Raw genomic sequence first — 12,075 nt, forward strand, 5'->3', positions numbered from 1 at the left:
GGTCCACCGCGGGCCGGTCCACCGCGGCCAGCGGCCGCTCGAACACGGCCGCTGGCTGGCCGGGCGCGCCGATGGAGATCCTCACTCGGCCGGCGCGCCCCACACCGTCGCCGGCGGGGCGACGGCCACCGGCTCGGCCGGCATGATGATCCACAGGATCGGGTACACGAGGATCTGGCTGCCCGGGATCAGCAGCAGGATCAGGATGAACAGCAACCTCGCCGGCCAGGGGTCGATGCCGAAGCGCTGCCCGAGCCCGGCGCACACCCCGCCGAGCACCCGGCCCTGCGCCGGCCGGACCAGGCCCTGTTGCCGCATCGACTGGTGCACGGTCTCCATCGTTCTCGCTCCTTCACGCTTGTTTGTTGTGCTTCAAGCGTGCGCCGCCGGGACCCTCGCCGGCATCAGGGACCGGCCCTGGTCAAGCCCTGAGAACGCAGCCCCCGCAACCCTCAGCCCCCGTCCGTGACCACCCCTGAACCCGCGGCTGCATCGCCGGGAAGCGGCGGCGGCCGTTGGTAGCCGGCACCCGGCATGAGCGCGCAGCGTTGCGGGTGCACGCCTCAGGCGGCGCAGCACGCTGACGACACGGCCGAGGATGACTGCGTCGTCGCCGGGGATGACGTCGTCCGACGGGTCGCGCGGCACCAGGTCGACGTGGCCGTCACGGAGGCGGTAGACCTTCACTGTCGCCGCTGCGGATGGCGGTGGCGGCGCCTCGCCTGCACAAGGAGTAGGAAAATCGTTGTGCCAGCCCGATTTCCCTACCCGTTCCGGAAAGCAGAGGCTACCGTCGGCGGCCAGTGCTCCGCATGAGCGTGCATCGTCGCAGGTGCCCGCCGGCACGATCTGAGGCGCCCACGGCGCGACCTGCCCGCCAGCAGCGCAACTGCCCTGACGAGACCCGCGACGCGAGACGAGGCGGCAGAACCGCCGCGGGCGCGACGCGAGGCGAGCCTGAACCCGCTGCGCAGGCCCTCGTCGACCCGGGCCGAGCCGCAGCACCGTCGACCCAGGGGATCCGGCGCCGACCTCACGGCTGCATCAGCCGCATCTCCTGCCCGCCCGACACCACCGACGCCTCGCCGCGGATGGCGGTGGCGGCGCCTCGCCTGCACAAGGAGTAGGAAAATCGTTGTGCCAGCCCGATTTCCCTACCCGTTCCGGAAAGCAGAGGCTGCCGTCGGCGGCCGGCACTCCGCATGAGCGTGCATCGTCGCAGGTGCCCGCCGGCACGATCTGAGGCGCCCACGGCGCGATCTACCCGTCAGCAGCGCAACTGCCCTGACGAGACCCGCGACGCGAGGCGAGCCGCCAGAACCGCCGCGGGCGCGACGCGAGGCGAGCCGCCAGAACCGCCGCAGGCGCGACGCGAGGCGGGGCGGCGCCGCGCCGCGCTGACGACGGAGGGTGGACCCGCGGCGCGCGGCGACCGTCAGAGGCGGCGCAGCACGCTGACGACACGGCCGAGGATGACCGCGTCGTCGCCGGGGATGACGTCGTACGACGGGTTGCGCGGCACCAGGTCGACGTGGCCGTCACGGAGGCGGTAGACCTTCACGGTCGCCTCGCCGTCGATCATCGCGGCCACGATGTCGCCGGTCTCGGCCACGGGCTGGCGGCGGACCACGACGAAGTCGCCGTCGCAGATGGCGGCCTCGATCATCGAGTCACCCTTGACGCGCAGGGCGAACAGGCTGCCGTGGCCCACGATCGAGGACGGCAGGGTCAGCTCGTCCTCCGCCTGCTCCTCGGCGAGGATCGGCTGGCCGGCGGCGATCGCACCCAGCACCGGCACGCTGACGCCCTGGTCCAGCCGGCCACCCCCGATCACGCCACCGGCACCACGGCCCCCCGCCGACACCCCGGCCCGCGACCCCGACCCGCCGGACCCCATCGCCGACGCACCAGCCGACGCACCGACCCGCGCCGGCACACCGCCCCGCGCCTCGGTCAGCGACCCCGCCGGCGCTCCATTCCGCGCCCCGCCGCCGAAGCGGTCAGCGGCGGCCACCACGACAGCGTCACCGTCCGGCGCAGGTGCAGCGGTCTCGGTGGACTCAGGAGTGCGGGCGTCCATCGCCCGGGGCCAGCGCCCGTCGCGGCGCAGCAGCCCGAGCCGCTCCAGCGACTTCAGGTGGTGCGCCACCGACGAGGTCGAGACGAGGCCGACCGCGGCGCCGATCTCGCGCACCGTGGGCGGATAGCCGTGCTCCTCGACCCAGCCCCGGATCACCGACAGGACACGTTGCTGCCGCTCGCTGAGCGCACCCTCCGCCATACGATCACCATACGCCATCCTTCGATCATCTGTACGAACATCACCCTACCGGCGGGGTGCGACAAAAAGGCTCTGCGCCGACCGGCCGATCGGCCCGTGCTGGTCGTGCAGGGCGGTGTCGGCCAGCCCGATCCCGGCGGCGTCGATCGCCGTGGCCGAGCGCAGGCACACCCATTCCCCGATGGGGTGGCGCAGCAGGTGTACGGTCAGATCCGCGTTGACGAACAAGAACCGGCTCAGCTCCAGTTCGTTGCTGATGCCGTTGCCCGAGTCGGCGGCGACCAGGACCCGGCTCAGCGGGCTCGGCTCCTCACCGTCCACAAGGGACTCCCGCATGCGCATCCAGGCGGTGGCAGGGCCCCGCTCCAGGAACGAGCCCTCGGAGAAGCGGAATTCCATCGCGGTGTGGTAGCCGACGTCGTGCGCCGTCGGGTACAGCGGCTTCACGGTCGCGCCGTCGAGGTGGACGGTGACCGGTGGCGTGGCCGCCGGCACCAGGTCCTCGCCGGCCCGGATCAGCAGCGCCGAGCAGCGCATGAAGGGGTCGATCGCGGCCTCCACGAGCGTGACGCCGCGGCCCTGCCGCACCACCCGCACCGTGACCTCGAGGGTGGCGATCGGCACCGGGCGGGCGATCTCGTACGTCAGCCGCGCCACCCGCATGCCCGCCGGCGCCACCGACTCCACGGCCCGGCCCAGCAGCGCCGCGGGCGGCCCGGCGTGCTGCGCGCCTGGATCCCACGGGCCGCGGGTGTGCTCGGTGGACTCGAACCGGCCGTCGCCGAGCGGGAGGTAGAACGCCATCGGGACATCGTAGGTCGACGGTGGCCGGCCGCCTGCGGTGCAGCCGCAGGCTGACCCCCGCCGGAGCGGGCCACCCCGGAGCGGGCCACACCGGAGCGGGCCACGCCGAGCACCCAGGCACCCGCCGAAACCCGCCCCGGACGAGGGTCGTCATTCGCTGCGGGCGGTCTCCGGCCCCGTGATGCGCCGCAGCAGCGGGAACGTCGCGGCGATGATGCCCAGCGACAGCAGCAGCCCGCCGGTCACGATGGCGCCGTAGGTCAGGCCGGGCGGGTGCAGGTCGTCCCCCATCTGCGCGGTGAGGAACAGCTGCGCGCCGAGCAGGCCCGCCGCGATCGCGAGGACCGCCGCGGCCAGCAGCGGCACCGCGCTCTCCAGCGCCACCACCCGGCGCAGGACGCCGAGGGGCACCCCGGTGAGCCGCAGCAGGCTGAAGGGCCGCTTGCGGTCGGTGAGCCCGGCGATGACGCTCACCGCGAGGCTGCAGCCCGCGATCGGCAGGCTGGCGAAGATGACCACGGCGGCGAGCTGCTCGAAGCCGGCCAGCTGCGAGTTCTGGTCGTTGGCGTGGTCCCAGTCGGTGGCCGGCATGATCCGCAGGTCGGGAAACGCCAGCTGCAGCGCGGTGCGGGTGCGCTCCAGCGCGGCGGTGGACCCGTCGGTGCTGACGACGACCGAGATGACCGGCAGCGCCGCGAGTTGCGCCTCGGTCAGCGGCGCGGCGGGCCAGACGGTGTAGGGGCCGTGGGCGGTGCCGTACCCTATCAGGTCCTGCCATACCCAGGCGACCGTGGCTCCCTCGGCGCAGCGGCCGAACTGCGGTGTCCGCGCCAGGTCCGCGCAGGACGCGAGGGCGGAGTACTCGGCGTCGCGGTCCGGGTTGTCCCGGATCACCGTCACGGAGCGGACGCCGGGGCCGGCGGCCAGCGACGCGACGACCGGCGCGGGGACGCTGTCGGGGTTGCGCTCGAAGTGCGCGACCATCGTCGAGGCGGCGAGGCCGTCGACGTGCGTGCCGCGCTCGGCGACGATGCTCTGGATGATGCCCACGGAGACGGTGGTGACGAACAGGCCGACCACCACGCCGCTGATGGCGCGGAACGCCGCGGCCGGGTTGTCGGCGAGCCGGCGGGCGGCGATGAGGGTCGCGGGCCGCTGCGCCCGGCGGGCGAGCAGGCGCGCGCCGACCATCGTCAGCCACGGCCCGGCGATCACCAGCCCGACCATGATGAGCAGCAGCCCGGGCAGGAACACCGCGACCTGCGCCGTGGAGTCCTCCGGCACCCGGCCGATGAAGAACGCGAGCTCCGCGACGCCGAGCAGCAGCGGGATCAGCCGGAACCAGCGTGGCGGCCTGGGCGTGACCCGCCGCACGACGCCGAGCGGGGAGATGCGGACCCGGCGCAGCGCGACCCGGGCGGCGAGCGCCGCGCCCACCGGCACGCCCACGGCCACCGCGGCGGCGACGAGCGGGCCGAGCGTCACGTCGTGGGGGTGGAACGGCATGCCGGTGAACGGGATCCGGGCCAGCTGGACGCGGAAGGCGAAGTACAGCGCGAACCCCGCGACGGTGCCGAGCACCGCGGCGACGGTCGACTCGACGGCGGCCACGACCGAGATCTGCCGGGGCGTGCCGCCGATCAGGCGCATCGCGGCGAAGCGCTGCTCGCGTCGGGCGGCGGTGAGCCGGGTCGCGGTGCCGATGAAGATGAGCACGGGGAAGAGCAGCCCGCCGGCGACGACGGACAGGATCAGGTCGAGGGCGGCGACGGGGATGCCGGGCGCCTCGGTGGGGAAGGTCGTGACGCGGCGGGCACCGTACAGCTGCGACACGAACTCCGGGGTCCCGCCGGCGATGACCGTGAGGCTGCCCGGTGACGGCAGTGCCGCGGCGTCGACGAGCCCCGCCTGCCGGCCCGGGAACCTGGCCCCGAGCTCGCCGGCCGGGGTCGCCGCGATCAGCTCCGCGAGGGCCGGGGAGACGTAGTACTCCCCCGGGCCGGGCAGGCGCGGCAGGCCCTCCGGCACGGGCGCGCCGGCGCCGGTCGCGGCGAGATCGATGCGCTGGATGGACCGGCCGTCGAAGAAGTCGGCGCGCTCGGCCCACCACAGTGGACCGTCGGCCGCGCTCGCCTGCGGGCTGAGCGCGGCGAGCCGGGCGAACTGCGCGTCGACGGCGTTCACGCCGGCGAGGGTGCCCAGCAGCAGCCACACGCCGAGCGCGACGGCGCCGGCCATGACGGCGAGCCGGACGGCGGCCTCCCGCCCGCCGGCGAGGGTGAGGCGCACCCCGAAGCGGATCACGACGCGCCCCTGGCGGCGGCGAGCGCGTGCACCCGCCCGTCGCGGACGATGACCTGGCGGTCCGCGTACGCGGCGACCCGGGCCTCGTGGGTGACGATGACGACGGTGGTGCCCTGTGTCCGCGCGGCGTCGACCATGAGGTCCATGACCTGCTCGCCGGTGAGCGAGTCGAGCGAGCCGGTGGGCTCGTCGGCGAACAGGACCCGGGGCCTGGCGACGAGTGCCCGGGCGAGCGCGACGCGCTGCGCCTGGCCGCCGGACAGTTCCCCGGAGCGGCGCTGCTCCAGCCCGTCGAGCCCGAGCTTGGGAAACCAGGAGCGGGCCTGCTGGACCGCCTCGGCCCGGCGGGCGCCGCCGAGCAGCAGCGGCAGGGCCACGTTGTCCTCGGCGGTCAGCTCCGGCACCAGCTGGCCGAACTGGAACACGAAGCCGAACCGGTCGCGGCGCAGCGTGCTGCGGCGGGTCTCGTCGAGCCGGTCGACGCGGTCGCCGTCGAAGAGGATCTCGCCGCGGTCCGGCACCAGGATGCCGGCGAGGCAGTGCAGGAGGGTGGACTTGCCGGAGCCGCTGGGCCCCATCACGGCGACGATCTCGCCGTCGCCGACGGCGAGGGTGGCGCCGCGCAGTGCCGGGGTCTGCCCGAACGCCAGGTGCGCGTCGCGGGCCTCGATGAGCGCGGTCACTTGCGCACCTCTCTGGTCAGGGCGTCGAGCCGGGCCACGGTCGTCTCGATCCAGTGCAGGTCGGCCTCGAGGTGGAACAGGCCGTGGTCGGCGAGCATCGCGTCGACGAGGTTGCCGCCGCGCTTGATGTCGGTGAGCTCCTGCATCCGGCGCAGGTGCGCGCTGCGTTGCAGGTCGAGGTAGTCCTCGGCGGAGCGGCCCAGCATCAGCGACAGCACGACCTTGGCGAACAGGACCGTCTGCAGGTGCGGCTCCGGCTCGACGGGCTCGGTGAGCCACGAGTCGACCTCGGTCGCGCCGGCGCTGGTGATGACGTACCGCTTGCGGTCGGGGCCCTCACCGGGCTCGACGTCGCTGATCACCACCTTGCCGTCGCGGGCGAGGCGGCCGAGCGTGGCGTAGACCTGCCCGAACGACAGCGGCTTGCCGCGGCCGAAGAACGTGTCGTAGTCGCGCTTGAGGTCATATCCGTGGCTCGGCTCCCGTTCCAGGAGCCCGAGCAGCGTGAGGGGAACGCTCATGCCACCACCATACGCTGAGCGTATACGCCGCGTATATACCCTCGGCGTATGTTCTCAGCGCCGGTCACTTCGGCGTCCGGTCAGGCAGGTGGGTCGGCGGCGCCCTGCAGCAGCGCCCGCAACACGGCGACGTCGGCCTCGTCGAGACCGTCGGCGAACTGCTTGAGCACCGCCCGCCGGTCCCAGGGCCCGTCGAGCACCGCCCGCATCTGCCGGGCGGCGGCCGTCGCGGCGTCGTGGACCGGCCAGTACACGTGGGCGCGGCCGGACGGCCGGCGCAGCACCATGCCCTTGCCGTGCATCCTGGTGAGGGTCGTCAGCACCGTGTTGTAGGCCAGGCCTGCGCCGTCGCGGCGGCCGGCGAGCGCCGCCTGCACCTGCCCCGGCGTCAGCGGCCCGGGCGCCGCCCACAGCACCGCCATGGTGTCGCCCTCCAGCGACCCCAATGCCCGCCGCGGCCTCCTCACCGGCCCACGATAACCACACCGTCACACCGGGGCGCGGCGCCAACACCCCCTTCAGCCTGATTACTGCCCGTATCTGCATCGTCACACATCAGTTGCAGAGGTATCGGCACCGACCGAACGGGGATCAGTTTTGGGCACGAACTACGCGCGGGTGTTCCAGGACACCGGCGCGGTCGACAAGTACGAGCACGTCACCTACGCACCCGGCAGCTACGCGTCACGGATCAACGAGCGGCAGCGCGCCTACCTGCGCGCCCTGGTCCGCCGCACGTTCCCGGCGGCGCGGCCCGTCCAGCACGACTTCGCGTGCGGCACCGGCCGGGCCATCCGCAGCCTGCACGGCCTGGTCCGGGAGGCACACGGGTACGACACCTCCACCGACATGCTGGCCAAGGCGGCCGAGGTCGGCACGCAGGCGCGGCTGCACGCGATCGCGGCCGACGGCCCGGTGCCCAGGCCGGCGCCGGCGGACGGGCCGGCGCTGGTCACCATGTTCCGGCTGCTGCTCAACGTCGACGACGCGGTCCGCGACCGGGCCCTCGCGTTCGCCGCCCTCGCGCTGCCCGACGCCGACGCCGGCCTGCTGGTCATCGAGAACCACGGCAATGCCCGCTCGCTGCGGCACCTGCGGGCCCGCCGGCTGCGGGGGCAGCGCTGGTTCGCCGAGCTGTCGCACGACGACGTCGACCGGCTGCTGCGCCGGCACGGCTTCGAGATCGTCGAACGGCGGGGCTTCTCGATGCTCACCCAGGGTTGGTACGAGCGGCGCGGGCTGGACCGCATCGCCCGTGGCGTCGACTCGGCGGCGAGCGTGCTGCCCGGCACCGACCGCTACGCCGTCAACGTGGTGTACGTGGCCCGCCGCCGGCCCGCCTGAGGGCCCCTGACGAAACGGCCGGCGCCGCGGCGATCCGGCGGCCGGACACCGCCCGGTGCACCGCCGCGGCGGCGATCAGCGACGTCGCGGCGATGCCCAGCAGCCGCCCGGACAGCACCGAGGGCCGGGGCAGCGGGGGCAGGAACGGCACGATCCGCTCCTGGGGGGTCGGGGCCAGCCCGGCCACCGCCGCGCCGGCCACCGCGGTCGCGGCGGCCGTGCCCCAGAACACCACGGGCCGGCGCCGCACCGCCGGGGCCGGCCCGTGCCAGGCCACCAGCTTCCGGCGGCGGCCGAGGCGGGCGGACAGCGCCAGCCACCCGGCCGCACCGGCGGCGCTGGACGCCAGGTGCAGCGGCATCCACGCCGGCACCCCCGGCAGCACCTCGCGCTCCAGGCGGGCGACGCCGACGGCGGTGCCGCGCACCGAGGCGTGCGTGACGTGGTCCCAGGCGACGTGGCTCGCGGCGCCCACCAGTGCCGAGCCGGCCGTGACCCACCACGGGTGCCGCACGCCGCCGAGCGTGCCGTAGTCGCCGGCGGCGAACGGCCCGAGGCCCGGCAGGTGCGCGGCGACCTCGGGGGCCGCCCGGCGCACCAGGTGCGTCGCCGCCACCGTGACCGGCACCGAGGCGAGCACGCCCCACCAGGTGTGGCCGTACGTGTACGGCGGTCGTTCGCTGCGGCCGAGGGCGTACGGCAGGTCGGGCGCCGCGGAGCCGATGACCAGGGCCACGCCGTCGAACCAGGCCGGCCGCCAGAGCTTCAGCGGCAGGACGGCGGCGGCGTGCGAGGGGAACGTGGCTGGCATGATCCAGACCCTAGACGGTCACCCGCAGCGGGCCAGGCCGGCGCGGACCTTGGCGCGCACCACCCGGGTCGCCGACTCCGTCACCCGGGCCGCGAACGCGGGGTCACTCTTCGCCGCGGCGAGCAGCGCCTCCGTCCACGGGCCGGCGTCGGACAGCCGCACCGACAGCGCCACGTCGCCGCCCGCCTTGATGAACCGCACCGCGCGCTGGCCCAGCGGCACGGCGTTGACCGCGACGGCGGCGCCGAGGTCGTCGGACAGGACGAGCCCGTCGAAGCCGAGCTTCTCGCGCAGCAGCCCGGTGACGATCGGCGCGGAGAACGCCGCCACGTTCGCCGGGTCCAGCTTCGGGTACGTCGCCGAGGAGATCATGACCGCCGCCGAGCCGGCCCGGATGCCGCTGGCGAAGGGCTGCAGCGCCGGGTCGTCGGCGGTGGTCACGTCGTCGCGGGCGCCGGTGGACGTGTCGGTGTTGACCCGCACCCGGCCCAGCCCGGGGAAGTGCTTGAGCGTCGTGAGGACCCCGGCACCCTGCATCGCCGTCACGACCGTCGCGACGTCGGCGGCGACCGGCTCCGGGGTCGAGCCGTACTGCCGGTCGAAGCCGCCGATCGGCGGGTTGGCCTTGCCGACCTCGGCGGGCACCACATCGGCGACCGGCGCCAGGTCGATGGTCACGCCGATGGCCTTGAGCCGGCCAGCCCACTCCGCGGTGCGGCTGCTCAGCGTCGCGTCGTCCAGCTTGCCCTGGTTGAGCGCCGACGGGATGGCCGGGAAGTCGGCGCCCTTCAGCGTCTGGACCTGGCCGCCCTCCTGGTCGATGCCGATCTGCAGGCCCAGCCCGGCGGGCTTCGCGGCCGCCTGCAGCTGCCCGATCGCCTGCCGCAGCGTCGCGGCGGACGCGGTGCTGCGCCCGGCCAGGAAGATCCCGCCCAGCTGGTACCGCTGGATCGGCTGCACCGCGTTGAGCGGCGACCCGATCGGCGTGCCGATCATCAGCAGCTGGCCGACCTGCTGCTCCAGCGTCAGCTTCGCCACCAGCGTCGCGGCGCAGTCGGCGCTCGGCGACGGTGACCCGGCGGCCGGGGAGCCCGGTGCGGCACCGGTGCCGGGCGAGCGCCCGCCGGACGTCGGCGAGCCGCGGCCGGCCGCGACGAACCACAGCGCCACGCCGGCGGCGAGCAGCAGCACGGCCCCGACCGCGACGACCCACCTGGGCAGCGGGCCGATCCGGCCGTGATGGCGAGCCATGGGCCGCTCCGTCCCTTGGTCCGCTGGAAGCCCGACCCGTTGGACGTTACCCGGACGGCGCTCGTCAACCGGCGGCGGACCGGGGGTGGCGGTGGTCGGGCAGTTGGTGCAGCCACATGGCCAGGGCCCGGACGGTCTCGCGCTCGAAGGCGGCCTTGGCCCGGGTCACGGCCTCCGCGCCGGCCGCGTCGTCGCCGAGGGCCAGCATCCGCGCGCGGGTCACCGCCAGGCCGTTGCGCACGAACGTGTCGAAGGTGGCCTCGTCGGCGGCCTCGACGGCGAGCATGCCTCGCACGTACACGTCCTCGATGCCGATGTCCGGGGCCAGGTCGCACAGCCAGGCCCGCTGGCGCTGCCGCCCGGCCGCGGTGAGCGAGCAGGTGCGCCGGTTGCCGCTGGCCATCCGGGCGGGCACGGCCGCGTCGACGCGCAGGAAGCCGGAGCGCTCCAGCCGCGTCACGGCCGCCATCACCCGGACGATGTCCATCCTGCGGGCGCTGCCGAAGATCTCGTCGTGGCGCTGCCTGAGCTCCCAGGCGCTGCTGTCACGGCCGCCCAGCAGGGCGAGCAGGACGTCGTCCAGCACCATCGCCAGGCACCTCCCGCCAAACTTCTACACGACGTAGAAGTTAGCAGAGGTCAGTCCTCCGGGTGCTCCCGCAGCAGCGCGCGGAGGATCTCCTCGTCGCGGTCGTCGAGGGTGCCGACGAACCGGCGCAGCACCGAGGCACGGTCGGGCTCGTCGGCCAGCAGCCGGCTCATCCGCTCCGCGACCAGCCCGGCCGCGTCGCGCAGCGCCCCGTAGCGAAACGCCCTGCCGTCGCGGTGCCGGGTGACGGCGCCCTTCTCGTGCAGCCGCGTCAGGGTCGTCACCACGGCGCTGTAGGACAGCGCGCCGGTCGGGTCCACCAGGTCGCGGACCTCGCCCGGGGTCAGCGGCGCGGGTGCCGCGCCGAGGACGGTGACCACCTGCGCCTCGAGCTGGCCGGGCCGGCGCCGCCGGTCGCCCGGGGACGGTGCTGCGTTCACCGGCATGACTCTATCCACCCTGCGCCCCCCGGCGCCGTCCCGGGATCGCTACAGTCGGCACAGGTCGGCCGGTCTGGACGGAGTCTCCATGTTCGATCATTTCGTGTGGTCGGTGGTCGTGGTGCCGCCGTTGGTCGTCCTCGTCGTGCGGCTGATCGCCGACCGGCTCCCGCCGGCGACCGCGGCCCGCGCGGTCGCCTGGTCCGCGGCCGTGGTCGCCGGCGCCAGCACCGTCAACCTGCTGCTGTTCGCGATGAAGGCGGCCGCCCAGGTGCCCACGGTCGGGCACGCGTTCGGCTGGTCCGCCCGGGTCGTCACGGCCGACACCGCCGCCGAGCCGTGGGTGCCGTGGCTCAGCGTGGTCCTCCTCGCCGCTGTCGGCGTGTCGGTCACCCGCCGCTGGCGCCGCCACCGCGACGTCCTGGCGCTCGGCCGCTCCGCCGAGCCGGGGCCGCTGGTCGTGCTGCCCGACGAGACGGCGCGGGCGTTCGCGGTCCCCGGCCGCCCCGGGTACGTCGTGGTCACCACCGGCATGCGCGAGCTGCTCACCGACCGGCAGTTCGACGCGCTGCTCGCCCACGAGCAGGCCCACCTGGCCGGCCGGCACCACCGCCTCGCCCGGCTCGCCGGGATGGCCGCCGCCGCCCATCCGGCGCTGTGGTGGGTCGCCCGGCACGTCGACTACCTGATCGAGCGGGCCGCCGACGAGCAGGCCGCCGAGGACGTCGGCAGCCGCCGCACCGTCGCGCACGCCATCGGCGTGGCGGCCCTCGCGACCGCGGGCACCGGCGCGACCGCCGCCGGGTCTGGCTGGTCCGTGCTGCACGTGGCGACCCCGCGCGGGATCGTGCCGCGCCGGGTGGCGCTGCTGCTGACCCCGCGCCCGTGGCACGCCGCCGGCCTGCTGCGGCTGCTGCCGGCGGCGCTCGCCGCGTTCTCCTGCGTCTGGTCCGTCGAGGCGGCCCTGGACCTCGTCGAGCTGCTCATGGCGGCCCGGGGCGCCCGCTGATCACCGCCCGGCAGGCGCCTGCGCGCGGTGTATTTACT

General features: G+C 74.9%; 13 protein-coding genes and 1 pseudogene. 2 read left to right on the forward strand and 12 right to left on the reverse strand.

Annotated elements, in window-relative coordinates; all coding sequences use genetic code 11:
* Nucleotides 1-81: 81 nt before the first annotated feature.
* The 8 genes and pseudogenes from AB0H83_RS09710 to AB0H83_RS09745 form a co-directional block, all read right to left on the reverse strand.
* Nucleotides 82-339: a PspC domain-containing protein gene (locus AB0H83_RS09710; protein ID WP_360089730.1), complete on the reverse strand. Its 258-nt coding sequence runs from the start codon at nucleotides 337-339 to the stop codon at nucleotides 82-84.
* A gap of 225 nt (nucleotides 340-564) precedes the next feature.
* A pseudogene (locus AB0H83_RS09715) lies at nucleotides 565-693 on the reverse strand (repressor LexA); the annotation flags it as partial.
* A gap of 742 nt (nucleotides 694-1,435) precedes the next feature.
* On the reverse strand, nucleotides 1,436-2,281 hold the full coding sequence (lexA, locus tag AB0H83_RS09720; RefSeq protein WP_360089733.1) for a transcriptional repressor LexA: 846 nt from the start codon (nucleotides 2,279-2,281) through the stop codon (nucleotides 1,436-1,438).
* Nucleotides 2,282-2,326: 45 nt separating this feature from the next.
* Entirely contained in the window at nucleotides 2,327-3,085 is a 759-nt protein-coding gene (locus AB0H83_RS09725; RefSeq protein ID WP_360089736.1) for a thioesterase family protein, read from the reverse strand.
* Nucleotides 3,086-3,235: 150 nt separating this feature from the next.
* Complete coding sequence (locus AB0H83_RS09730; protein WP_360089739.1) at nucleotides 3,236-5,389, reverse strand: FtsX-like permease family protein; 2,154 nt, start codon at nucleotides 5,387-5,389, stop codon at nucleotides 3,236-3,238.
* On the reverse strand, nucleotides 5,386-6,072 hold the full coding sequence (locus AB0H83_RS09735) for an ABC transporter ATP-binding protein (protein WP_360089742.1): 687 nt from the start codon (nucleotides 6,070-6,072) through the stop codon (nucleotides 5,386-5,388). Before AB0H83_RS09735 ends, AB0H83_RS09730 begins: the two co-directional genes overlap by 4 nt.
* Nucleotides 6,069-6,593: a PadR family transcriptional regulator gene (locus tag AB0H83_RS09740; RefSeq protein ID WP_360089745.1), complete on the reverse strand. Its 525-nt coding sequence runs from the start codon at nucleotides 6,591-6,593 to the stop codon at nucleotides 6,069-6,071. The genes AB0H83_RS09735 and AB0H83_RS09740 overlap by 4 nt, the downstream gene beginning before the upstream one ends.
* An 80-nt stretch (nucleotides 6,594-6,673) precedes the next feature.
* The gene (locus AB0H83_RS09745) at nucleotides 6,674-7,060 is read right to left on the reverse strand and encodes a BlaI/MecI/CopY family transcriptional regulator (RefSeq protein ID WP_360089748.1); all 387 of its coding nucleotides are present in this window, start codon (nucleotides 7,058-7,060) and stop codon (nucleotides 6,674-6,676) included.
* Between the two features lie 130 nt (nucleotides 7,061-7,190).
* Here AB0H83_RS09745 and AB0H83_RS09750 point away from each other — a divergent pair, with 130 nt between their 5' ends.
* Complete coding sequence (locus AB0H83_RS09750; protein WP_360089751.1) at nucleotides 7,191-7,937, forward strand: class I SAM-dependent methyltransferase; 747 nt, start codon at nucleotides 7,191-7,193, stop codon at nucleotides 7,935-7,937.
* On the opposite strand, the gene AB0H83_RS09755 is transcribed toward AB0H83_RS09750, so the two are convergent.
* The 4 genes from AB0H83_RS09755 to AB0H83_RS09770 all read right to left on the reverse strand — a co-directional run bounded on the left by AB0H83_RS09755 (nucleotide 7,900) and on the right by AB0H83_RS09770 (nucleotide 11,028).
* On the reverse strand, nucleotides 7,900-8,748 hold the full coding sequence (locus AB0H83_RS09755; RefSeq protein ID WP_360089754.1) for a DUF4184 family protein: 849 nt from the start codon (nucleotides 8,746-8,748) through the stop codon (nucleotides 7,900-7,902). The genes AB0H83_RS09750 and AB0H83_RS09755 overlap by 38 nt on opposite strands.
* An 18-nt stretch (nucleotides 8,749-8,766) precedes the next feature.
* A complete protein-coding gene (locus AB0H83_RS09760; RefSeq protein WP_360089757.1) occupies nucleotides 8,767-9,999 on the reverse strand; it encodes a glycoside hydrolase family 3 N-terminal domain-containing protein in 1,233 nt (410 codons plus the stop codon).
* A gap of 64 nt (nucleotides 10,000-10,063) precedes the next feature.
* Nucleotides 10,064-10,588 carry a hypothetical protein gene (locus AB0H83_RS09765; RefSeq protein ID WP_360089760.1) on the reverse strand — a complete coding sequence of 175 codons (525 nt, stop codon included), beginning with the start codon at nucleotides 10,586-10,588 and terminating at the stop codon, nucleotides 10,064-10,066.
* A gap of 50 nt (nucleotides 10,589-10,638) precedes the next feature.
* Complete coding sequence (locus AB0H83_RS09770) at nucleotides 10,639-11,028, reverse strand: BlaI/MecI/CopY family transcriptional regulator (protein WP_360089763.1); 390 nt, start codon at nucleotides 11,026-11,028, stop codon at nucleotides 10,639-10,641.
* Between the two features lie 88 nt (nucleotides 11,029-11,116).
* Here AB0H83_RS09770 and AB0H83_RS09775 point away from each other — a divergent pair, with 88 nt between their 5' ends.
* Nucleotides 11,117-12,037: a M56 family metallopeptidase gene (locus tag AB0H83_RS09775; RefSeq protein ID WP_360089766.1), complete on the forward strand. Its 921-nt coding sequence runs from the start codon at nucleotides 11,117-11,119 to the stop codon at nucleotides 12,035-12,037.
* The last annotated feature ends 38 nt before the right edge of the window (nucleotides 12,038-12,075 follow it).

Source organism: Dactylosporangium sp. NPDC050688 (assembly GCF_040654515.1).
Lineage (GTDB): Bacteria > Actinomycetota > Actinomycetes > Mycobacteriales > Micromonosporaceae > Dactylosporangium.